This is a genomic window from uncultured Pelagimonas sp. (assembly GCF_947498515.1).
Lineage (GTDB): Bacteria > Pseudomonadota > Alphaproteobacteria > Rhodobacterales > Rhodobacteraceae > Pelagimonas.
Genome location: NZ_CANMKO010000010.1, coordinates 124,457 through 145,278, shown reverse-complemented (window position 1 = coordinate 145,278; position 20,822 = coordinate 124,457). Strand labels below are relative to the sequence as shown.

Genomic DNA, 20,822 nt, shown 5'->3' with positions numbered 1-20,822 from the left:
AATGCAAGAAGACAAGATCAAGGCAGTTGCAGAAAAGCTCGTCGAATCTGACAAGAAGGTGCAGCTGATCTATGCGTTCAACGGCACCGGAAAAACCCGTCTGTCCCGTGCAGTGAAAGATCTGGTCGCGCCCAAGGCCGAGAATGGTGAAGAGGAAGAACTCACTCGGCGCAAGATCCTTTACTACAGCGCCTTTACCGAAGACCTGTTCGTTTGGGACAATGATCGGGATAACGATGAAGTTCGCAAAATCGACATCCAGCCGAACGATTTCACCGATTGGATTTTGAATTTTCAAGGGGATGAAGGGATTGTCAAAAATTTCCGGCGCTACACGGATGAGAAGCTGACGCCTGAGTTCCCTCCAAAGGTGGTACAGATCACCAACGAGCAAGGCAGAAGGGAAAACCGAACCACCTATCCCGAAGTGAAATTCTCACATGGTGGTGGTGGCGAGCTAAAAACCAACATCAAGATTTCCAAAGGCGAAGAAAGCAACTTTGTTTGGAGTGTTTTCCTGACCTTGCTGCAAGAGGTGGTTGGCATCTTGGAGGAACCGGACCAGACCAAGCGTGAAGATGATCAATTTGATGGCTTGCAGTATGTCTTTATCGACGATCCGGTAAGCTCTCTGGATGAAAACCATCTGATAGAGCTGGCGTTCGATTTGGCTGGTCTGATCAACTCCAGCCGTTTTGAAGGCGGTGCCGGTGTGAAGTTCATTTTGACGACCCACAACCCACTTTTTTACAACGTTCTGCACAAAGAGATCACCAATCCAGCGGGCCACCTCTTGGAGCGCAAGGAGGATGGGTCTTTCGTTCTTGAGGAAAAGAGGGGCGCGGCCAACAAGAGCTTTTCCTATCATCTGTATTTGAGGCAGATTCTAGAAAAGGCGATTTCTGAGGATAACATCCAGAAGTTTCATTTTAACCTTCTTCGAAACCTTTACGAAAAGACCGCAAACTTCTTGGGTTACGAGCATTGGACCAAGTTGCTGAAATCGGTCCCCGATGACCGCGCGGACTATTTGAAGAAACTCACCAACCATTACAGCCACCGCGAGCTTTCGTTTGAAGAAGTGGCGGAGCCGACAGATCAGCAGAAGCAAGACATAGATATTTTGCTCAAGAACCTCATTAACAACTACGGATATTTTAGCCAGGAAGAACAGAATGCCTGAGCAGACAACGCCGATTGCCGAGACACCTAATTACATCGTTCTTGAAAAATACACCAAGGACTGGAAGGCTGCTGAGCAGTACCAAAGCGAAGATGATTTAGAGCGCGAACTGGTACAGGATTTGCAGAACCAAGGCTATGAATTCCTACCCGCCCTGACCACCCCCGCAGCCATGCTGGCCAATGTACGGGTACAGCTAGAGGCTTTGAACAACGTCCGTTTCTCCGATGATGAATGGCAGCGGTTCAATGACAGCTATCTGGACAATCCCAGCGACAGTATTACCGACAAAGCGCGAAAAATTCATGATGACTTCATCCTTGATTTTGTCTTTGATGATGGACGCATCCAGAACATCTATCTATTTGATAAGAAAAACAAAGCGCGAAACAAGCTGCAGGTGATTAAACAATTTGAGCAGGTGGGCACCCATGCCAACCGCTATGATGTGACGATCTTGGTCAATGGTCTGCCCTTTGTGCAGATCGAGCTAAAGCGGCGCGGTGTGGCCATTCGCGAGGCGTTTAACCAAATTCACCGGTACAGCAAAGAAAGCTTCAACACTGAACACTCCCTCTTCAAATTCCTGCAGCTCTTCGTGATTTCGAATGGCACCGACACTCGGTATTTCGCCAACACGACCAAGCGCAACAAGAACAGCTTCGACTTCACCATGAATTGGGCGAAGTCTGACAACGAACTGATCAAAGATCTCAAGGACTTCACCGCGACCTTCCTTCAGAAGCGCACGCTGCTGAACGTTCTGTTGCAGTATTCGGTTTTCGATGTCAGCGACACGTTGCTGATCATGCGCCCTTACCAGATTGCAGCGACTGAGCGCATTCTGTGGAAGATCAAAAGCTCATATGAGGCCAAAAACTGGAGGAAGCCGGAGAGCGGTGGTTTCATTTGGCACACCACAGGTTCCGGCAAAACGCTGACGAGTTTCAAGGCTGCGCGGTTAGCGTCTGACCTAAAATTCATCGACAAGGTCTTCTTCGTCGTGGACCGTAAGGACCTCGACTTCCAGACCATGAAGGAATACCAGCGATTTTCCCCTGACAGTGTCAACGGCTCTGACAATACCGCCGGGTTGAAGCGCAATTTGGGCAAAGACGATAATAGAATTATCGTCACGACGATCCAGAAGTTGAATAACCTAATGAAATCGGAAGGTGATTTGCCGGTCTATGATCAGCAGGTGGTTTTCATCTTCGATGAATGCCATCGCAGTCAGTTTGGCGAGGCGCAGAAGAACCTGAAAAAGAAGTTCAAGCGATTTTATCAGTTTGGCTTCACCGGAACGCCGATCTTTCCTGAGAATGCACTAGGGGCTGAAACGACCGCCAGCGTGTTTGGCCGTGAGCTGCACTCCTATGTGATTACTGACGCCATACGCGACGAAAAGGTTCTGAAATTCAAGGTCGACTACAACGACGTACGCCCTCAGTTCAAGGCGATTGAAACGGAGCAAGATGAAAAGAAGCTCAGCGCTGCCGAGAGCAAAGAAGCGCTTCTTCATCCGGAACGTATTCGAGAAGTTTCGCAGTACATTCTAAACAATTTCCGTCAGAAAACCCACCGAATGCATGCGGGAAGCAGTGGCTTCAACGCTATGTTCGCCGTCAGTAGTGTAGATGCGGCCAAACTCTACTACGAAACCCTAAACGCTCTGCAGGCAGACAGTGAAAAGCCGCTGAAGATCGCGACGATCTTCTCGTTTGCGGCCAACGAAGAGCAAGACGCAATCGGGGACATTCAGGACGAGAGCTTTGATATCTCAGCGATGAATAGCACTGCGAAGGAATTTTTGAGCGCCACAGTCGAAGACTATAATGCTTTTTTCAAGACGAATTTCAGTGTCGATAGCAGTGGTTTTCAGAACTACTACCGCGACCTTGCCAGCCGGGTTCGCTCTAAGGATATCGACCTGTTAATTGTCGTCGGCATGTTCCTTACTGGCTTCGATGCTCCGACGCTCAATACCTTGTTTGTTGATAAAAACCTCCGCTACCATGGCTTGATGCAGGCATTCTCCAGGACCAACCGAATCTACGATGCGACCAAGACATTCGGCAATATTGTAGCGTTCAGGGACCTTGAGCAAGCGACAGTTGATGCGATCACGTTGTTCGGTGACAAGAACACAAAGAACGTCGTGCTGGAAAAGAGCTACGACGAGTACATGAATGGTTTTGTTGATCAGGATACCGGTGCGGCGCGACGCGGGTTCATAGATGTTGTTAAGGAGCTAACCGAACGCTTTCCCAATCCGGACGAGATCGTCAAAGAAGAAGACAAGAAGGAGTTTGCAAGGCTCTTCGGTGAGTATCTGAGGGTCGAAAATGTGCTTCGGAACTATGATGAATTTTCAGCTCTGAAGGCCTATAGGGGCCTAGACCCAAAAGACGCGGATATCGTCGAAGAGTTTAAGCAAAAGCACCACCTGAACGATGATGACCTTCGTGACTTGGAGGCGATAGATCTACCTTCAGAGAGAGCAGTTCAAGATTATAGATCGTCGTACAATGATATTCGCGATTGGATACGTCGAGAAAAGTCGTCGGTTGAGCAAGAACAGAACACTATCGAGTGGGATGACGTCGTATTTGAGGTCGACCTTCTTAAATCGCAAGAGATCAACCTCGATTACATCCTTGAACTAATTTTCGACAAGAACAAGAAAATGAAGAGCAAGGGAGATCTGATTGAAGATGCTCGCCGTGTCATTCGCGGCAGTCTTGGCAACAGGGCAAAAGAGAGTCTGATAGTGGAGTACATCAACCGAACTGATCTCGATCAGATTGATGACAAGGCTGGCGTGATTGACGCATTTTTTTCATTTGCCCAAGCAGAGCAACGCAAGGAAGTAGAGGAGCTTATCAAGTCAGAACACCTTAACTCTGACGCCGCAAAGCGTTATATTTCGGCTTCCATAAAGCGTGAATTTGCCAGTGAAAACGGTGCCGACTTAAATGCCATACTCCCCAAAATGAGCCCACTAAATCCACAGTTTCGGACTAAGAAGGCGACTGTCTTCGAGAAGATTTCTGCCTTTGTCGAGAAATTCAAAGGAGTTGGCGGCCAGATTTCGTGACGAAAAGGCAGCATGATCCGTGTCAATCTGTTGCAATCAAATGCATACAAGATGGGGGGTAGGTTGCGGGGAGGTTAGGTGTCTTGCTGAAATAATCAGTAAAATCAGCACCTTGATAGAATATTTGGAGGCGAGTACCGGAATCGAACCGGTGTACACGGATTTGCAATCCGCTGCGTAACCACTCCGCCAACTCGCCAGAGTGGTGGCCTGATTAGGAGGTTGGGCGATTGGCGTCAAGCACATACCTGTGAAAAAATGCCAAGGGAAATAAAAATTGGTCACGCTGACGCATATCGCAATATTGAACGACCTCGGTCATTGCCGACTGTGTGCAGATGTGGCAATACATAGGGCAAGTATCTGAACGAAAGAGTTTAGTGCATGACAGATTTTGCCACCCGCCGCCGCATGATGGTTGATACACAGGTTCGTCCCTCGGATGTGACCGAGTTCCCCATTATTGAATCCATGCTCACCGTGCCGCGTGAGATTTTTGTTCCCGGAGAGAAGGTCGAAGCGGCCTATGCCGGCGACCATGTCGAGCTTTGGCCCGGCCGGCATCTTTTGGATGCGCGATTGTTTGCCAAAATGCTCGAGTCTCTTGACCTTGGGAATGATGACCTTGTGCTCGATATCGGGGCAGGGCTGGGGTACTCCTCCGCTGTGATTGCGCGAATTGCCGAGGCGGTCGTTGCGGTTGAGGATGACGAAGACCAAGTCGCAGAAGCCCAAGGATTGTTGACGGAAAACCATTCCGACAATGTGATCCTGCACACCGGTCCATTGGCCGAGGGTGCTGCAGAGCATGGCCCATATGATGTTATCATCGTTGAAGGCGGGATCGAAACCTTGCCCGATGCAATTGAGAGTCAGTTGAAAGAAGGTGGACGCATCGCGTGTATTTTCGTTGAGAACGCTCTTGGAACCGTTAAAGTCGGTCATAAATGGGACGGTAGTATTGCGTGGCGACATGCCTTCAATGGTATCGCGCCAGTACTGCAAGGCTTTGAAAAAGAAACGGCGTTCGCTCTCTAGAACTGGGGCGGAAACGGGGGCAGGATGACATTTGGGTTTCGACGGTTTTTCGTGGGGAGTGCTGCGGCACTCGCCTTATCAGTTTCCGGTACTGCTCCTGCTTGGGCTGAAAGCTTGGCTGATGCGCTCATCGGAGCGTATAAACACAGCGGATTGATCGAACAAAATCGGGCTGTGTTGCGCGCAGCAGACGAAGATGTATCGCAGGCAATTGCAGACCTGCGGCCCGTTATTTCCTGGGCGGGTGGCATCACGCGTGACTTTGCCAACCAACGTTCGTTCAATAACCTTGCCAATGCGTATGTTACGAGCGGCGGGGCGACCAACGAAGTCGGGATGAGCCTCATCGCCGAAATCACGCTTTATGCCGGCGGTGCCAATCGACTGCGCATTTCAGCCGCCAAAGAGGCTGTTTTGGCCACGCGGGCTGGGCTGGTTTCGATTGAACAACAAGTGCTGCTTCGTGCTGTAAATGCGTTTATGGAAGTTGAGCGCGCCAAAGAAATCGTGTCGTTGCGCCGTAATGGTGTGCGCGTTTTCCAACAAGAAGTGCGCGCCGCCAAAGATCGATTTGAAGTTGGTGAGGTTACTCGAACTGATGTGGCTCTTGCTGAGGCGAGCCTTGCTCAGGGCGAATCTGCTTTGGCATCTGCACGTGGTCAGTTGGTCTCCGCCGAGGAAGAATATCGCGCTGCCGTAGGGCGCAAGCCGGGCAATCTGGTCCGCCCCAAGCGTGATCCGAAATTGCCGTCGTCGGTGGATTCTGCAAAAGCACAAGCCGTGCGTATCCATCCCGACATGATTACGGTTCAGCATCAGGTGGCAGCAAACGAAATTGCTATTCAGATCGCCGAAGCATCGATGAAACCAACGGTTTCCCTAGAGGGGCGGTATGGCGTCACCGAAGATATCGACAATCCGTCATTTACGCATGGTGGGTCAATCGGGCTGAGCGCGGGTGGTGCTATTTACCAGGGTGGCAAGCTGCGTTCCGTTGTGCGTCAAGCACGCGCCAATCGTGATGCGTCGCGAGGGAACCTCCATGTTGTGCGTCACTCGGTTCAGCAGAATGTCGGGAACGCCTTTGTTCAGCGTGCCGTTGCAGATGCGAGCCGAGAGGCCTTTGAATCGCAGGTGCGTGCCGCAACGGTTGCTTTCCGAGGTGTGCGTGAAGAAGCCAAGCTCGGGGCGCGAACCACGCTTGACGTGTTGGATGCCGAACAGGATTTGATTGACGCTCGTGCCAATCTGATTTCGGCGCAGGTTGATGAAACTATTGCGGCTTATTCGATTTTGGCCTCGATCGGTCTTTTGACGACAGATGCGCTTCAGCTGAACGTTCCCAAATATGACCCGGCGGCTTACTACAACCTCGTCAAAGATGCGCCCTCGGCTGTTAGCAAGCAGGGCCGTGATTTGGACCGTGTCCTGCGTGCTCTGGGAAAAGAGTAACTTTTTCAGCATCTGTTGTCTGAATCAGGCGGCGGGGCTACACTCTGGCCTGAGGCAAGAGTGGTACAAAGAATGACCGACCCTGTAACGAATGTTGAAATCGAGGATGTTCTATCCTCTATTCGTCGGCTTGTTTCCGACGACGCGCGCGTTGTGAAACCGCGGCCGACTGCTGTAAAACAGCCTGACAGGTTGGTTTTGACGCCTGCTTTGCGGGTCAGCAGTGATGACGCCGATGACGCGCCAATCGTGTCTGTGGTCGAAGCAACCGGCCCTGTTCCCGAGGTGTGCGAACCCTCCGAATCGCAGGGGGAGGACGGTGCTCCGATTCTGTTGACAGATTTGGCACCCTTGGTTGAAGAGGCCACGCCGGAACAGCAGGGCTTAGAAACCACCAACGATTTTTCTCAAAATGACATCGAAGATGTGTCTTTTGAGCACGCCGCTGATGTGATCGAGGCTGTCGATACCGAGATTTTAGAAGAGCCCGAAGATCAGGTTTCGTCTTCGCCGAATGCCGATGATGACGTGGCGTTGGTCCACGAGGCTGATCTTGATGAACCTGAGCCGACGGATGTCTCCGATCAAGATCACACTGACACCGATGCCGTCGAAGAGCTAACGTCGAATTTGCTAAGCCAACTTGTCGAGGAAGAAGTCGAGCAAGCGCTAAGCGAAGTAGATTTCGACAGTGATGTTGCGGATGACGTAACTGAAACCCTCGAAGCGGACAAAGCCGAGCCGGAAGACGATGTGTTAGACGTTGTGTCTGATGTACTCACTGAGGAAGATGAGGCTGTCGCCGCGCTGGTTGAGGAAAAGGCAGAGATTGAGCCGGTTGCCGAAGAGAGCCTTGAAAGCAAAATTGCGGCTTTGGAAGAATTGGTTGGACGGAGCCACGAAGAAGAGTGGGAGCCCGAACAATCTGAGCCTGACGCGCCGGTCTTTCAGCGGTCCTCGGATGTATTGGAATGGCAGGATCATTTGCCCGAGACGCCCGAGGGGGCGGATGAAATGGGCGACTTGCCTGATGCCGATGATCAACCTGCAAGCGAAACGGCCGGGACAGGTGATACCGATATTGGCACAAGTGCCAGTGATGCGCTGACGATCGACGAAGAAACATTGCGCGGTATGGTATCGGAAATTGTGCGCCAAGAATTGCAAGGTGCCTTGGGCGAACGAATTACCCGCAATGTACGCAAACTTGTACGTCGTGAAATTCATCGTGTTCTGATGAGCCAGGATTTCGACTAAGTTCTAGGGGGCAACCCCCTTTAAGGTTTTCTGAGGGAGATCGAACCCATAAACAAAAAACGCGCCCCAAAAGGGCGCGTTTTTTTCATCAGTCTGATCCGCGTTTATGCGGCTTCAGCCTGTTGTGCTGCATTGCGGCGTTCGCTCTCTTCACGCGAAAGCGCAACAGAGGTGCGGACACCTTTGGAAACAAAATCCATCAAACCAGAAACAACACGTTCGTTCGGATCAATACCCGCGCAAGACAGCACTTCGCGACCATCGCGCGAGCGTGCCCAACGGGCGATTTGTTCCGGACCATTGCCGTATTTCTTGTCGTCAGCGATTGCGTCGTCTAGGGCAGCAAGCACCACCGCTGCGAACAGCTTGCGAGCACGGTTTCCCTGCTCTGCATTAAAGGCGGTGCCGTCAACGAAATCTCTCATATCTCGACCTATAATTATTGCTCTTGTCTTTTTCGGCGTGAGGGCGGTTATGACCTATTCAAACCGATTCGGATACCCCGCAAATGCATAGCACCCATTCCGTTAACGCATAGCTTAAACGTGTTGACTACGACATATCGTTGCCTTGCTTTGCGGTGACCTGCCAGATATAGGGTGCGTCAACTTTCCTTCAACCTTTTGTCAAGGTTTTGTCACATGCCAAAGATCAACGGAAACGAGATCCGCCCCGGAAACGTGCTCGAGCACAACAACGCCCTTTGGGCCGCCGTGAAGGTCGACCACGTCAAACCCGGCAAGGGTGGTGCCTTTGCTCAGGTCGAGCTGCGCAACCTGCGCAATGGGTCCAAACTTAACGAACGCTTTCGCAGCGCCGACAAGGTGGAGAAAGTTCGCCTTGAGCAAAAGGACATGCAGTTCCTGTACGAAGACGACGGTCAGCTGATCTTTATGGACACTGAAACCTACGATCAAGTTCAGATCGCAGCCGCCATTCTAGGCGAGCGTCGCCCGTTTCTGCAGGACGGCATGACCATTGTTGTGGAGTTCCACGAGGAAGAAGCGCTAAGCGCGACTGTGCCTCAGAAAGTCACCTGTGTGATCGAAGAGACCGAGCCGGTCGTCAAAGGCCAAACGGCGGCGAATAGCTTTAAGCCAGCGCTGCTGGACAATGGCGTGCGTGTCTCTGTGCCACCGTTTGTGGGCCAGGGCGAGGCTATTGTCGTCAACACCGAGACCATGGAATATTCCGAGCGCGCCTGACCTCGGGGCCCGCGCGCATATCCCCCGAACAGCCGGGGGTGTAGAATTGACTTAAAAGCCTCCGGCGCAAGCTTAGGAGGCTTTTTTGATGCTTGTTGTAAATCCACCCTTGCACAATGTGCTGCCCCTGTTTCGGGCATTACACAATTTCCACGTGTGCCTGTCGCCGTTCAAATACCATGCCGAAGGGAGCGACGCCGACTATCTATCCCATCTGCAAACACTCGCGGACCGTGGGGCCATCACCTATGCGATTGATGCGGGCTGGGGCTTGGTCGCCTATCTTCTTGCACTGCCAGAGGATATCCAAACCGACGGCCTTAGGTGGGGTGGTCGCCGGATGAAAACTGACCACCTCTACATTGCCCCAACCCATCGTGGCCAAAGGTTAGGCCATCGTTTGGTTGACGCGATGGAAACGGAGATGCGGGCGCAAGGGATTACCAATTGGGTGGTGACACAGGACGCCACAAACCAAGGTGCAAAACCGTTTTATCATGCGGTTGGGGCCGTCGATCAGTATTTGGTTTTGCGCAAAACCCTTTGATCGACAGGCCACAGAAACCGTAGTTTAGCCGCTGTAGGTTACCGTTGCGGTCTCTGCGCTCATATCACCGGTCGCGCGGTCAAATCGGAGATAGGCGATGGCCTGACTGCCCGATTGCGTGAATAAGGTGCCGGCGGTTTTGTCGCCGGCTTTGATCTCGGTCCCGACCGGGGCGCTTCCCGAAATACCGACCGTTGCCAAGCCTTTGCGCAATTCGGTCTTGTGCTTCATGCGGGCGGTTACCTCTTGCCCAACATAACAGCCCTTTTTGTAATCAACGCCGTTCAAACGCTCAAAACCCGCCTCCAGGATGAAAGTGTCGGGTGTAAGCTCAACTCCGGTTTGCGGAACACAAGCCGCGACGCGCAGGGCGTCCCAATCCACATCCTGATCCGGTTGCCCATGATAACCACGCCAACCCAAGGAGGCATGGCGCGGATCGGCAAAAGCCCTCTCTGGCGTCTCGCCAACACCACGGGTCACGGTTATGTCGGTCTCTGCAATGATCACATCCGAGCGCAGCTTATACATGCCAAGCACCTGCGCGAGGGCGGCGGCCAGATCCTCCTGCACGTCAATCAGAACATCGTCGCCGTCCGGTACCAAAAAGAAATCGGCGCGGTATTTACCCTGTGGCGTCAAAAGCGCTGTATAGACGATCCCATCTGCGAGACGGTCCACATCGTTTGTGACCAAGCCTTGCAAAAAATGCGTCACGTCACTGCCGCTCAGCCGCAGCACTTTGCGTGTCTTGTTGCTCATCACCGTTTCCTTCTGTTCGTGATTGCCATATAGGCCGAGAAACCCCAAACGAACAGGCCCCATGCGCGCTCCGATCTCTGTCATCATCCCAACTCTGAACGCAGCCGATGCCTTGCCGCTCTGTTTGGCGGCCTTGGGCGAGGGGTTGCAGGCCGGGTTGATCCGCGAATTGTTGGTGTCTGATGGTGGGTCATCTGATGCAACGATCAAGATTGCCGAGGCCGCCGGAGGTGTGGTTGTCAAAGGACCTGCCTCGCGTGGCGAGCAGTTAAAGCGAGGCGCAGATGCCGCGCAAGGCGAGTGGTTGTTCTTCTTACATGCGGACACGGTCTTGTCCGAAGGCTGGAGCGGACCGGTATCACATTCCCTGACAAAACCCGGCGGGTATCACGCCCAGTTGCGGTTTGATGCAACGGGGTTTGCCCCGCGTTTTGTCGCGGCGTGGGCCAATTTTCGGTCACGCCGCTTTGGGCTGCCCTATGGCGATCAGGGTCTGTTGATTGATCGCGAAACTTATGACGGTGTCGGTGGATTTCGGGCTATGCCGTTGATGGAAGACGTCGAAATGGTGCGGGCTTTGCGCGGAAAGCTTGCTGAGCTGCCGATCCAAGCGGTCACCTCTGCGAAAAAATACCAAAATCAAGGCTGGATCAAACGCGGTTCACGCAATTTGATCACCCTAGCACGGCATTTGTCAGGAACCGATTCCGAGACGCTTGCCCAAGCCTACCGGCGCTAGATTACGTACGGTCGAATTGCAGGCGGCACAACTCGGCATAGGCTCCGCCTTTGCCCATCAATGCTTCGTGTGTGCCTTCTTCGACAACGCGCCCCTGATCCATCACCACAATCTTGTCGGCGTTACGCACGGTTGACAGGCGGTGGGCAATGACAAGCGTTGTCCGCCCGATTGCCAGCCTATCAAGCGCGGCTTGGACCTTGGCTTCGGACTGCACATCAAGCGCGCTGGTGGCCTCATCAAGCAACAAGATCGGCGTGTCGCGCAAGAGCGCGCGAGCAATGGCGACCCGTTGGCGTTGCCCACCCGATAGGTTCGAGCCACGTGGTCCAACGGCGGTGTCCAACCCGTTTTCGAGGCGGGGCAGGAAATCGGTGATAAAGGCCGCTTCAAGCGCTGCTTGAAGGTTTTCTTCACTCACCTCGCGATCAAGAACGATGTTTTCGCGTAGTGTTTCATCGAACAACATGGCGTCTTGGCTAACGACCGAAATCATTCCGCGCAGGTCATGTGACGTCATCTTCGACGGGGCAATTCCGCCGATGAGAACCTCACCAGAGGCCGGATCGACCAAACGGGTCAACAGGTTGAACACGGTTGATTTACCGGCCCCAGAGGCTCCAACCAAAGCCGTTGTTTTCCCGGCCTCGGCGTCAAAGCTTAGACCGCGCAAGATTTTCGCATCGCCGTAATTGAGTGCCACGTCGTGCATGACAATGCCGGGGGTGCCCATCGGGGCGGGGGTGGGGTGCGCGGGGTCCAAAAGGTTGGAGGGCGTTTCAAGCATCGCCTTGACGCGTTCGATCCCGGCGGCGGCCATTTGCCAAGCCCCACTCACGGCACCCAACCGGCGCAGGGGTTCAAACATCATGCCAATGGCGGTGAAAAAGGTCATGAACTCGCCGACCGTCTTTTCACCGGCAAGGATTTCGTTCCCGGCCATATAAAGAATGCCAAAGAACCCAAGCCCTGACATCACATCGATTAGGGTCGGCAAGGAGGCCTGACCCGCGGCGGCGCGCACTTCGGTTTTGACGCGTTGATGCTGAAGCTTGGTAAAGTTTTTGGACTGGTGTTTTTCAAGCTGGTTCAATTTGACCGGCAAAATACCGTGAAAGACTTCGTTCAGGCGGGTGGATTGATCTGCTGCAATCTGACGAACACGGCGCGAATTTTTGCGCACAAAGCGCTGCAAAAATGCGGTTGGCCCGATCATCAACGGCACGCCAACTAGGGCGACAAGGGTCCAGACCCAATCGGTCCAAAAGGCCACAGCCAAGAGCGCAACAAATGTCACCGCATCGCGACCCGCGCCGGTGACCAGCGTTTTCCAGACTTTGGCAATTGCACCAACATCACCTTCGACGCGTTGGATAAGCTGACCGGGGCCATGAAGGCTATGAAAATCCACGTCCAGCGTCATCAGATGGGCAAGCATGTCACTGCGAATATCGGCCATGGATTGTTGTGACGCCCAGGTCAAAATGACCTTATGCGCAAGGCTAACCAAGCCGCGTGCCACAAATATCCCAAGCACAGCCAGACCGACCCAAAGCAGCGCTTCTTGTTTGGCACCAAGGAACACATCATCAAACAGCGGCTGCATCATGACGCTGAAACTGGCCGTTAGCCCGCCTTCGAGCATCATGAAAAACAAGGCAACGGCGAGAAACCACACATAGCGGCGCAGATAGCCGTGCCACAGCCATTTGAACAAAACCCAAGACGATGTGTGCTCGTCTTCGCTCATACCATAAGCTCGGCGGCAATGTCGGCTTCGGTGCGCCGGGCGTCCCAAGCGCGTTGAATGGGTTTGGCGTCATATTCGGTGCGGATCCAATCCTCAAACCCAATGGGGCCAATCTCTTGGCGGGCTTCAAAGATACGCAAGATGTAATCCTGAACGCCTGTCTTGGTGAAATCGAGGTGGATGTATTTTAGGCTAAGCTGCTTCTTGGCGTCTTCGATAGACGCGCCTTCAAAGATCAACACATACAACGCCGAAACAAACCCAGCGCGATCCGCACCCGATTTGCAGTGAAACATCATCGGGCGTTCGGCGGCGCGCAGGGCATCAATCACCGCTATGATACGGCGGCGCGGCGCGGCTTCGCGGGCCCATAGTTTGGCATTCACCAACGTCAGCCCAAGCTCATCGCAGCTTTCTTTTTCAAAAAGATAGTACGAAAACTTGTCTTCGCCACGCAGGTTGATCACGGTTTTGATCCCCATTCCGGCATATTTCTTGAACCGGGCATGGGTCGGTTGGTTCGAGCGCCAGACATTCGGCGCGATCTGGTAAAAGTTGGTCCAGAAGACCCGCAAAAACGCGTGATCAAACACATGATAGTGGAGCCGGGACCACCGGCGTGCAGACGAATCTGTGATGTCTTTGCCAAAGGAACGGCGCAAGCGGCGTTCGGCATCGTCAAGTTTGGTCCAGAGTTTCGCCAGCATGCGATGTCCTTTTGGTTCAAGGGCGCGGTTTAAGGGGTCTGGCGGCGGCTGGCAAGCATGCGCGCTATTGACCATGCGGTTCGCCGCGATACTCTGGCGTCAAATCACCCCGGATCACTTAACCTGTAACTGGGGATTTTCAGGAGAATATCAAATGTCACTCGCCAATGGGCGCCTTCATATGGCCCTGCCGGGCCCCTCTGTTATGCCGGATGCTGTGTTGCAGGCCATGCAACGTCCTGCGCCTGATATTTATGCACCCGAGTTGAACGAGCTGACCCAAGGGTTGATCCGGGACTTGCGATATGTGGCGCAAACAGACGGCCATGCGGCGATCTATATTGCCAATGGTCATGGGGCTTGGGAGGCGGCGCTGAGCAATTGCATTGCGCCCGGCGAGACGGTTCTGGTGCCGACCACCGGGATTTTTGGCCATGGCTGGGCTGAAATGGCCCGCAGCATTGGGGCCGAGGTTGAGGTTTTGGAACACGGCCGCACCACGCCGATTGATCCAGATCGGGTGCGCCAAGCCTTGTTGGCGGACGGCGGGCAAAAGATCAAAGCCGTTTTGGCGGTGCATACCGATACCTCAACCTCGGTGCGGAGCGACATTGCCGCCCTGCGCAAAGTATTGGACGAGGTCGGGCATCCGGCCTTGTTGATGGCGGATTGTGTGGCGTCACTGGGATGCGAAGAAATGCGTATGGATGCCTGGGGCGTCGATGTTTTGGTATCGGCCAGCCAAAAGGGCCTGATGGTGCCGCCCGGCCTTGGCTTTGTCTGGTTCAATGAGCGCGCCGCGGCGGTTCGGGCCGCTATGCCACGTGTGTCGGGCTATTGGGATTGGGCCCCACGGGTCGAGCCGGAAATCTTCTATCAGTATTTTGGCGGCACTGCACCAACCCACCACCTTTGGGCCCTGCGTGTGGCTTTGGACATGATCCGCGCCGAAACCATCGAAGGTGTCTGGGCGCGGCATCGCTCCTTGGCGCGCGCGATCTGGGCCGCCGTTGATCATTGGGGCGCACCGATGGTGTTGAATGTCGCCAATCCGGCGCATCGGTCCTGTGCAGTGACGGCCGTTCGGATCAGCCCGCCAGACGGGGACCGATTGCGCGAATGGTGTAGCGCCAATGCGGGCGTGACCCTTGGGATCGGGCTTGGCATGGGCGATAAGAATGATCCAACCGCGTCGGGTGTGTTTCGCTTTGGTCATATGGGGCATCTAAATGCCACAATGGTGTTGGGTATGCTGGGCAGTGTCGAAGCCGGGCTACATGCCTTGGACATTCCACACCAATCCGGCGGCGTCACGGCCGCCGCGTGTCAGATCAGTGCCGAGGTCGGCTAATCCGGATCGTTGTCGGGGCGATTAACCCCGGCGGCATGGCGGCGCTGTGCAAATTCATAGCGTGTGATCAGATGGTTGCCGATGGCCCCGGCAATCATCACCGCACCAATCCCAAGAGTCGACCACACCACCAGCAAAAGCCAAAACAAGTTGACGAAAACCAGCGTTAGGTTGGCCGTTCGGTAGGAAACGGGGGTTTGAGGATCTGAATCGTGCATGTGTCCGGCTCCTTTTGCAGCGGATTGCAGGTGGTCCGGCCCCAGATCGGGGACAGCCCAAGCATAGCACAAAACGGTGCTATTTGCCCGAGCTTGGCGCAAAGCCGTCAATTTTCGGTAAATTCCCGCCGGTCAGGCGCAACGTTTACCCAGCGTTGCGCGCCGCATCCAAGGCCGCAGGAAGCGCCGTCGCAAAGGCCTGCATATCCTGCGGGCGTCCGGCGCTGATGCGGATACAACGGTCTTGTGGCGCGACAAACGGCATGCGCACAAACACACCTTGATCAATCAGCGACGCCAAAACCCTGCGGGCAAAATCCCCGTCGTGCCCGCAATCCACCGCGACAAAGTTGGTGGCCGAAGGTAGTGCGGTCAAGCCGTTTTGCGCCGCGATCCGGCCAATCTCGGCCTTGCCCTCATCAACATTGGCCACGGTCTCGGCCAACCAATCCGCATCCTCCAGCGCGGCCAAAGCACCGGCTTGCGCCGCGCGGTTCATGCCGAAATGATTGCGGATTTTGTCAAAGGCCCGGATCAATGCCGGATCAGCGATGCCATACCCGACACGCGCTCCCGCCATACCGTAACCCTTGGAAAAGGTGCGAAACCGAATGACGCGCGGGTCGTCAAAGGCAATATAGGGTGCGGTGCCCTTGGGGGCAAATTCGATATAGGCCTCGTCCAAAATCAGCACACAGCCATCTGGGATGCGATCTAGCGCCGCTTCGATTTCGGCCCCGCCAACCCATGTGCCCATCGGGTTATCGGGATTGGCAAAGTAAACCAGCTTGGCATCAACCTCGGCGGCCTTGTCCAAAAGCGCGGCAAGGTCCTCGTGATCGTCGCGATAGGGCAGCTTGTGCAACACGCCGCCAAAGCCCGCCACATGATAGTTGAACGTCGGATAGGCCCCGTCCGAGGTCACAACCGCGTCGCCCTTGTCAACCAGCAACCGGGTCAGATAGCCCAGCAAACCATCAATCCCTTCTCCGACGATTAGATTTTCCGGCGTACAGCCAATCTTTGCGGACAGGGCATTGCGCAGATCAAAATTGGTTGGGTCGGCGTATTTCCAAATGTCCGCCGCCCCGGCTTGCATCGCCGCGATCGCTTTAGGCGAGGGGCCAAAGACGTTCTCATTCGCCCCCAAGCGCGCGTCGAACTCTGCGCCACGGGCGCGTTCCTGCACTTCGGGGCCAACAAAGGGCACGGTTTCGGGCAAAGAGGCGATCAGCGAGGGGTAGCGAGGTCCAGTCATGCACGCATATTGGACAATGTGCCGTCTGAGGCAAGGGGGCTATTTGAGGAACTTGCGCCGTGCATCACGTGCGATTTCATAGCGCATCTGCAAATCTGCAAGCTTGGCCATCAGGCGCTTTTTCTCGGCCTCATCCGTGGCGGCCTGCCAATTGGCACGGGCCTGATCCAACTGCGCCTTTAGGCCGATCTCTTGGGGAAGCGCGCCAGCTTCGGCCATGATCCGATAACCAACCGCATCGGCGGCATCAATCAAGGCATCTCCGGGGCGATTAGGAAGCGGCTTTCCTTCACCCGCGAGGCCAGAAAGCTTGCCTTCTGCCAAGGCTTTGCGTTCTTGCGCTTCGGTGAGACGGCGAAATTTTGACATAGGGGAAAACTAGCACATATCCGCCAGAAAGACGAGTGATGGCCGCTGTGCGCTTGACGCATGGCACAGGATTTGGTCTGGCGGTTCAGAGCACAGAGATGAGGCCGAAGATGCCCAGTGGATCACCACAAGGAAAAGCACGACAACCCGCGCCGTTTGCGCCCTATGAATGGATGATCGCTTGGCGCTACTTGCGTGCCAAACGCGCCGAGGGCGGCGTCAGCGTGATGACATGGATCAGCTTGATCGGCATCACCTTGGCTGTATTTGCCTTGATCGCAACTTTGGCGGTCCGTTCCGGGTTTCGGGCGGAATTTGTCGATACGATCCTCGGGAGCAACGCCCATCTCACCGTGTATCACATGCAGCGGGTCGATGAATTTGGCCGTACCACCCGCACCTTGCCCGACTATGCTAGCATGGCCGAGGGCGTGCGAAAGGTGCCCGGCGTTATCCGTGTTGCGCCATTGGTCAAGGGGCAGGTCATGGCCAATGTGCCGGGATCCAACGCCGGGGTCGAAGTGTTTGGGATCAAGGCCGAGGACATCGCGCAAATCCCACGCGTGGCGAACCCAGAGACTGGGCGCGGCGATCTTGCGCGGTTTGGTGACGGGGTCGCCATCGGGTCGGGAGTCGCCTTGACCCTAGGTGTCGGTGTTGGCGATACGATCAAACTGATCTCGCCAAACGGGGTGAAAACCGCCTTTGGCACCAGCCCGCGGGTCAAAGCCTATGAGGTGGTCTATATCTTCACCGCCGGGCGCTATGATATTGACAAGACGCGCATTTATATGCCCTTCGCCGAGGCGCAGCTTTATTTCAATCGCGATGCTGTGGCCGATGAGCTTGAGGTGATTGTGGCCGAACCTGAGAAGGTCGAAAACCTGACGACCGCGGTGGCTCAGGCGGCTGGAACCGGAACGCTGATCTGGACATGGCAGGACGCATCCGGCGGGTTTCTGGATGCGCTTGAGATTGAAGACAACGTGATGTTTGTCATTCTCTCGGTGCTGGTCCTGATTGCGACGATGAATATTGTGTCCGGCCTGATTATGTTGGTCAAAAACAAGGGCCGTGACATCGGGATTTTGCGCACTATGGGGCTTACCGAAGGGTCGGTCATGCGGGTGTTTTTCATCTGCGGTTCGTTTACCGGGATCATTGGCACCGCGCTCGGGGTAATACTTGGGTGCTTGTTTGCGCTCTATATCGACCCGATTTTTGCCTTTGTGAATTATCTGGCGGGCGGCGGTGTTTGGGATCCGTCGATCCGTGGCATCTATGCCTTGCCGGCGAAGTTGCAGGTGGGCGATGTGCTCTCTGCGGTGTCTTTGTCACTAGGCTTGTCCTTTGTCGTCACGATTTTCCCAGCGCGCCGCGCCGCACGCATGAACCCGGTGGAGGCGTTGCGCTATGAGTGAGAGTTGCGCAAAAAACGCGTGCACACGTTTTGCAAATTCCGTGCACGGAATTTGGATGCGCCCGTTGCATGGGGAGTGGGTAAATGTCTGAAACAGTTTTGCAATTGACGGGTATCGAAAAGGTCTACAACCGGGGTGCCCCCAACGAAGTGCATGTGTTGCGCGGTGCGGATTTGACGGTAAAACGCGGGGAAGTTGTGGCTCTCGTAGCGCCCTCTGGGGCCGGGAAATCGACCTTACTGCATATCGCCGGATTGCTTGATACCCCAGATGCAGGTTCTGTGGATATTGCCGGTCAGGCGATGCAAGGGCGGTCCGATCGTAAGCGGACGGCGGTGCGGCGTTCTGATGTTGGGTTTGTTTACCAATTTCACCACTTGCTGCCTGAGTTTACGGCGCTGGAAAACATCGTACTTCCACAGCTGGCAAATGGTGTCGTCCGGCGGGCTGCGGATGATCGGGCGCTTGAGCTTTTGGATAGTGTGGGCATTAAGGATCGAGCCAGCCATCGCCCCGGCGCGTTGTCGGGCGGTGAGCAACAGCGTGTCGCCTTTTGTCGGGCTATGGCGAACACGCCAAAGCTGCTTTTGGCGGATGAACCCACCGGCAACCTTGATCCTGAAACGTCGGATCGGGTTTTTGGGGCCTTGATGCGGCTTGTGCGCGAAACTGGGTTGTCGGCTTTGGTGGCGACGCACAACCTTGAACTGGCCGGTCAGATGGACCGCCGCATCCGTTTGGATGGCGGATATTTGCGTCAGGATTGAGACGGCGCGTTTAGGCGCGCTGGGTGATCCAGACGCCGAGAACCATAACCGAAATCCCAGCGGCGCGAGTTAGGTTGAGGGCCGTGACCTGAGCTCCAAAGAGGCCGAAATGGTCGATGGCCGCCGCGCTTATGAGTTGACCCAGAAGCACAAAAAAGACTGCATTTCCAATGCCAAAGCGGGGCGCGACAAAGGTGATGGACAACACGTAAAAGGCAACGAGTACACCACCTAGGAACAGGTGCTTGGGCGCGTCGGCCGCCGCAGACAAAGATGGCCGCCCGCCAACGATCCAGACCAATGCAGTCGAGAGCATGGCCACGCAAAACAGGATCATTGCCGCAGAAATAGGAGAACCCAATCGGGTGCCAAGGGCCGCATTCAAAGCGGCAAGAACCGGGATGCCGATCCCGGCGGCAAGCATGAGCAAAGCGTAGTGGGGCATGGGTAACTCTCTTAACATGTTTCCTATATAACCGAACACGCGGCGGCTCCAATGTCGAGAAAAATGTGCCGCGAGGGGATGGTTGCGCCTGATGCAAATCATGTCATTGTGGCGCCCAACAACGTAAAATAACGCGCAATAAGAAACGCGACGGAGCAGTGAGATGACCAATACAGGATATGCGGTGGCCGTGATGATGGCGGCGGGGCTGGCGGGATGTGCCGGTTCCGAAGATACGACCGCCGACAAAGGCCAATCGATTTACGAGAGTTTCTGCGTCAGCTGCCATGGCCCAAGCGGACAGGGCGACGGCCCAATCGCCGATCAATTGCCCTCGGCTCCGGTCGATTTGAGCATGCTAAGCGCTTCGAATGATGGGGTTTTCCCGGCTGAACGAGTGATGACACAGGTCTATGGATATCCCGGACGCTACCACCAAGGCATGATGCCGGAATTCGGCCCGGTTCTCAGTGGACCCATGGTGGAATGGACATCACCTCAGGGGGAAACGGTGTTGACACCGCAGCCGTTATTAGACCTAGTGACCTATCTGGAAACACTGCAGGAGTGAGGGATATGCTGAGGACTTTCAGTGGCTTGATCGGGTGTCTGACGTTGGTGGCCTGTGTCGAGGCGGAAATGCCTCAAGCTTCTGATGGCAAAGCGCTTTTCATGGAAAACTGCGCCGCGTGTCACGGAGAAAATGGCAAAGGCGACGGGCCGATGGCGCGCGCCATGACACCCGCCCCAAAGGATCTTACACTTATTCAGGTGCGCAACGGTGATAAGTTCCCTGAATCCAAAGTGTTATCGTCTATTGATGGCTATGCGCGATCTGACCTTGCTGGGCCGGGCATGCCGGAATTTGGCGGGCTATTGGAGGGCGATTTGATCCCCTATGACAGTGGCGATGGGATTGAAACTCCGACGCCGCGCAAGTTGTTGGCTTTGCTGGCATATATCGAAAGCATCCAAGAAACCCGCTAACTTCGGGTATGCCGTCATTCACAAGTTTTGCCCCGAGGGGTAAAGACGGCGCGCGGTTGGTAACGCACCGCGCGCGGTTGGCGCAACGGTGCAAACCGTCCAAAACCCCGCGGATTTAGGGGAGAATGCCCACCCCAATTTCCGGGACAAGAGCGCGTGACAGACCCCAATCTGACCGATTCTGACCTTGTTTGGGGGAGATTGGCACATGAAGCCCGAGGCTTTGGGCCCGAATGCACCGGATTTGAATAATTTCCATTAAGACAAGT

The 20,822-nt window shown here is 54.8% G+C and carries 21 protein-coding genes and 1 tRNA gene; 13 read left to right on the top strand and 9 right to left on the bottom strand.

Annotation, left to right across the window (positions count from 1 at the left end; all coding sequences use genetic code 11):
- Position 1: 1 nt before the first annotated feature.
- Both Q1A43_RS18440 and Q1A43_RS18435 read left to right on the top strand, forming a co-directional pair.
- Positions 2-1,183: an AAA family ATPase gene (locus tag Q1A43_RS18440; RefSeq protein ID WP_299937613.1), complete on the top strand. Its 1,182-nt coding sequence runs from the start codon at positions 2-4 to the stop codon at positions 1,181-1,183.
- On the top strand, positions 1,176-4,280 hold the full coding sequence (locus Q1A43_RS18435; protein WP_299937610.1) for a type I restriction endonuclease subunit R: 3,105 nt from the start codon (positions 1,176-1,178) through the stop codon (positions 4,278-4,280). The genes Q1A43_RS18440 and Q1A43_RS18435 overlap by 8 nt, the downstream gene beginning before the upstream one ends.
- A 125-nt stretch (positions 4,281-4,405) precedes the next feature.
- Here Q1A43_RS18435 and Q1A43_RS18430 read toward each other — a convergent pair.
- Positions 4,406-4,479, bottom strand: a tRNA-Cys gene (locus tag Q1A43_RS18430).
- Between the two features lie 185 nt (positions 4,480-4,664).
- Between Q1A43_RS18430 and Q1A43_RS18425 the strand changes: the two genes are divergently transcribed.
- The 3 genes from Q1A43_RS18425 to Q1A43_RS18415 all read left to right on the top strand — a co-directional run bounded on the left by Q1A43_RS18425 (position 4,665) and on the right by Q1A43_RS18415 (position 8,027).
- On the top strand, positions 4,665-5,318 hold the full coding sequence (locus Q1A43_RS18425; protein WP_299937608.1) for a protein-L-isoaspartate O-methyltransferase: 654 nt from the start codon (positions 4,665-4,667) through the stop codon (positions 5,316-5,318).
- Between the two features lie 24 nt (positions 5,319-5,342).
- Positions 5,343-6,770 carry a TolC family outer membrane protein gene (locus Q1A43_RS18420; protein ID WP_299924238.1) on the top strand — a complete coding sequence of 476 codons (1,428 nt, stop codon included), beginning with the start codon at positions 5,343-5,345 and terminating at the stop codon, positions 6,768-6,770.
- A 72-nt stretch (positions 6,771-6,842) separates the two neighbouring features.
- Positions 6,843-8,027 (top strand): hypothetical protein, encoded by a 1,185-nt coding sequence (locus tag Q1A43_RS18415; RefSeq protein WP_299937605.1) that lies wholly within the window; start codon positions 6,843-6,845, stop codon positions 8,025-8,027.
- Between the two features lie 104 nt (positions 8,028-8,131).
- Here the strand turns inward: Q1A43_RS18415 and Q1A43_RS18410 are convergent, their stop codons facing one another.
- Positions 8,132-8,452 carry a DUF6280 family protein gene (locus Q1A43_RS18410; protein ID WP_299924242.1) on the bottom strand — a complete coding sequence of 107 codons (321 nt, stop codon included), beginning with the start codon at positions 8,450-8,452 and terminating at the stop codon, positions 8,132-8,134.
- Between the two features lie 216 nt (positions 8,453-8,668).
- Here Q1A43_RS18410 and efp point away from each other — a divergent pair, with 216 nt between their 5' ends.
- The gene (gene efp, locus Q1A43_RS18405) at positions 8,669-9,232 is read left to right on the top strand and encodes an elongation factor P (protein WP_299924245.1); all 564 of its coding nucleotides are present in this window, start codon (positions 8,669-8,671) and stop codon (positions 9,230-9,232) included.
- A gap of 88 nt (positions 9,233-9,320) precedes the next feature.
- A complete protein-coding gene (locus Q1A43_RS18400) occupies positions 9,321-9,779 on the top strand; it encodes a GNAT family N-acetyltransferase (protein WP_299937602.1) in 459 nt (152 codons plus the stop codon).
- 24 nt (positions 9,780-9,803) lie between these two features.
- Here Q1A43_RS18400 and Q1A43_RS18395 read toward each other — a convergent pair whose 3' ends face one another.
- Entirely contained in the window at positions 9,804-10,541 is a 738-nt protein-coding gene (locus Q1A43_RS18395) for a folate-binding protein (RefSeq protein ID WP_299937599.1), read from the bottom strand.
- 61 nt (positions 10,542-10,602) lie between these two features.
- On the opposite strand from Q1A43_RS18395, the gene Q1A43_RS18390 reads away from it, so the two are divergent.
- Positions 10,603-11,280, top strand: coding sequence for a TIGR04283 family arsenosugar biosynthesis glycosyltransferase (locus Q1A43_RS18390; protein WP_299937596.1), 678 nt, complete (start codon positions 10,603-10,605; stop codon positions 11,278-11,280).
- 1 nt (position 11,281) lies between these two features.
- On the opposite strand, the gene Q1A43_RS18385 is transcribed toward Q1A43_RS18390, so the two are convergent.
- Together Q1A43_RS18385 and Q1A43_RS18380 are read right to left on the bottom strand one after the other, a co-directional pair.
- A complete protein-coding gene (locus Q1A43_RS18385; RefSeq protein WP_299937594.1) occupies positions 11,282-13,030 on the bottom strand; it encodes an ABC transporter ATP-binding protein in 1,749 nt (582 codons plus the stop codon).
- Entirely contained in the window at positions 13,027-13,737 is a 711-nt protein-coding gene (locus Q1A43_RS18380; RefSeq protein ID WP_299937592.1) for a tyrosine-protein phosphatase, read from the bottom strand. Before Q1A43_RS18380 ends, Q1A43_RS18385 begins: the two co-directional genes overlap by 4 nt.
- A 154-nt stretch (positions 13,738-13,891) precedes the next feature.
- Between Q1A43_RS18380 and Q1A43_RS18375 the strand changes: the two genes are divergently transcribed.
- On the top strand, positions 13,892-15,088 hold the full coding sequence (locus Q1A43_RS18375; protein ID WP_299937589.1) for an aminotransferase class V-fold PLP-dependent enzyme: 1,197 nt from the start codon (positions 13,892-13,894) through the stop codon (positions 15,086-15,088).
- Here Q1A43_RS18375 and Q1A43_RS18370 read toward each other — a convergent pair.
- The 3 genes from Q1A43_RS18370 to Q1A43_RS18360 all read right to left on the bottom strand — a co-directional run bounded on the left by Q1A43_RS18370 (position 15,085) and on the right by Q1A43_RS18360 (position 16,933).
- Positions 15,085-15,306 carry a histidinol phosphate aminotransferase gene (locus tag Q1A43_RS18370; protein ID WP_299924265.1) on the bottom strand — a complete coding sequence of 74 codons (222 nt, stop codon included), beginning with the start codon at positions 15,304-15,306 and terminating at the stop codon, positions 15,085-15,087. The genes Q1A43_RS18375 and Q1A43_RS18370 overlap by 4 nt on opposite strands.
- Before the next feature lie 145 nt (positions 15,307-15,451).
- Complete coding sequence (locus Q1A43_RS18365) at positions 15,452-16,564, bottom strand: pyridoxal phosphate-dependent aminotransferase (protein WP_299937587.1); 1,113 nt, start codon at positions 16,562-16,564, stop codon at positions 15,452-15,454.
- 39 nt (positions 16,565-16,603) lie between these two features.
- Positions 16,604-16,933: a DnaJ family domain-containing protein gene (locus Q1A43_RS18360; protein WP_299937585.1), complete on the bottom strand. Its 330-nt coding sequence runs from the start codon at positions 16,931-16,933 to the stop codon at positions 16,604-16,606.
- A gap of 173 nt (positions 16,934-17,106) precedes the next feature.
- On the opposite strand from Q1A43_RS18360, the gene Q1A43_RS18355 reads away from it, so the two are divergent.
- Positions 17,107-18,354 carry a lipoprotein-releasing ABC transporter permease subunit gene (locus Q1A43_RS18355; RefSeq protein ID WP_299937663.1) on the top strand — a complete coding sequence of 416 codons (1,248 nt, stop codon included), beginning with the start codon at positions 17,107-17,109 and terminating at the stop codon, positions 18,352-18,354.
- An 83-nt stretch (positions 18,355-18,437) separates the two neighbouring features.
- A complete protein-coding gene (locus tag Q1A43_RS18350) occupies positions 18,438-19,121 on the top strand; it encodes an ABC transporter ATP-binding protein (RefSeq protein ID WP_299937583.1) in 684 nt (227 codons plus the stop codon).
- Between the two features lie 10 nt (positions 19,122-19,131).
- Here the strand turns inward: Q1A43_RS18350 and Q1A43_RS18345 are convergent, their stop codons facing one another.
- Positions 19,132-19,566: a DMT family transporter gene (locus Q1A43_RS18345; RefSeq protein WP_299937581.1), complete on the bottom strand. Its 435-nt coding sequence runs from the start codon at positions 19,564-19,566 to the stop codon at positions 19,132-19,134.
- 163 nt (positions 19,567-19,729) lie between these two features.
- On the opposite strand from Q1A43_RS18345, the gene Q1A43_RS18340 reads away from it, so the two are divergent.
- Together Q1A43_RS18340 and Q1A43_RS18335 are read left to right on the top strand one after the other, a co-directional pair.
- Positions 19,730-20,137 carry a cytochrome c gene (locus tag Q1A43_RS18340; protein WP_299937579.1) on the top strand — a complete coding sequence of 136 codons (408 nt, stop codon included), beginning with the start codon at positions 19,730-19,732 and terminating at the stop codon, positions 20,135-20,137.
- Between the two features lie 5 nt (positions 20,138-20,142).
- Entirely contained in the window at positions 20,143-20,553 is a 411-nt protein-coding gene (locus Q1A43_RS18335; protein ID WP_299924285.1) for a cytochrome c, read from the top strand.
- The last annotated feature ends 269 nt before the right edge of the window (positions 20,554-20,822 follow it).

Coding starts and splice junctions, on each gene's coding strand:
- Q1A43_RS18345 (WP_299937581.1), bottom strand. CDS start 19,566: ATGCCCCACTACGCTTTGCTCATGCTTGCCGCCGGGATCGGCATCCCG.
- Q1A43_RS18385 (WP_299937594.1), bottom strand. CDS start 13,030: ATGAGCGAAGACGAGCACACATCGTCTTGGGTTTTGTTCAAATGGCTG.
- efp (WP_299924245.1), top strand. CDS start 8,669: ATGCCAAAGATCAACGGAAACGAGATCCGCCCCGGAAACGTGCTCGAG.
- Q1A43_RS18410 (WP_299924242.1), bottom strand. CDS start 8,452: ATGAGAGATTTCGTTGACGGCACCGCCTTTAATGCAGAGCAGGGAAAC.
- Q1A43_RS18440 (WP_299937613.1), top strand. CDS start 2: ATGCAAGAAGACAAGATCAAGGCAGTTGCAGAAAAGCTCGTCGAATCT.
- Q1A43_RS18375 (WP_299937589.1), top strand. CDS start 13,892: ATGTCACTCGCCAATGGGCGCCTTCATATGGCCCTGCCGGGCCCCTCT.
- Q1A43_RS18355 (WP_299937663.1), top strand. CDS start 17,107: ATGATCGCTTGGCGCTACTTGCGTGCCAAACGCGCCGAGGGCGGCGTC.
- Q1A43_RS18350 (WP_299937583.1), top strand. CDS start 18,438: ATGTCTGAAACAGTTTTGCAATTGACGGGTATCGAAAAGGTCTACAAC.
- Q1A43_RS18390 (WP_299937596.1), top strand. CDS start 10,603: ATGCGCGCTCCGATCTCTGTCATCATCCCAACTCTGAACGCAGCCGAT.
- Q1A43_RS18360 (WP_299937585.1), bottom strand. CDS start 16,933: ATGTCAAAATTTCGCCGTCTCACCGAAGCGCAAGAACGCAAAGCCTTG.
- Q1A43_RS18340 (WP_299937579.1), top strand. CDS start 19,730: ATGACCAATACAGGATATGCGGTGGCCGTGATGATGGCGGCGGGGCTG.
- Q1A43_RS18435 (WP_299937610.1), top strand. CDS start 1,176: ATGCCTGAGCAGACAACGCCGATTGCCGAGACACCTAATTACATCGTT.
- Q1A43_RS18395 (WP_299937599.1), bottom strand. CDS start 10,541: ATGAGCAACAAGACACGCAAAGTGCTGCGGCTGAGCGGCAGTGACGTG.
- Q1A43_RS18380 (WP_299937592.1), bottom strand. CDS start 13,737: ATGCTGGCGAAACTCTGGACCAAACTTGACGATGCCGAACGCCGCTTG.
- Q1A43_RS18415 (WP_299937605.1), top strand. CDS start 6,843: ATGACCGACCCTGTAACGAATGTTGAAATCGAGGATGTTCTATCCTCT.
- Q1A43_RS18370 (WP_299924265.1), bottom strand. CDS start 15,306: ATGCACGATTCAGATCCTCAAACCCCCGTTTCCTACCGAACGGCCAAC.
- Q1A43_RS18420 (WP_299924238.1), top strand. CDS start 5,343: ATGACATTTGGGTTTCGACGGTTTTTCGTGGGGAGTGCTGCGGCACTC.
- Q1A43_RS18335 (WP_299924285.1), top strand. CDS start 20,143: ATGCTGAGGACTTTCAGTGGCTTGATCGGGTGTCTGACGTTGGTGGCC.
- Q1A43_RS18365 (WP_299937587.1), bottom strand. CDS start 16,564: ATGACTGGACCTCGCTACCCCTCGCTGATCGCCTCTTTGCCCGAAACC.
- Q1A43_RS18425 (WP_299937608.1), top strand. CDS start 4,665: ATGACAGATTTTGCCACCCGCCGCCGCATGATGGTTGATACACAGGTT.
- Q1A43_RS18400 (WP_299937602.1), top strand. CDS start 9,321: ATGCTTGTTGTAAATCCACCCTTGCACAATGTGCTGCCCCTGTTTCGG.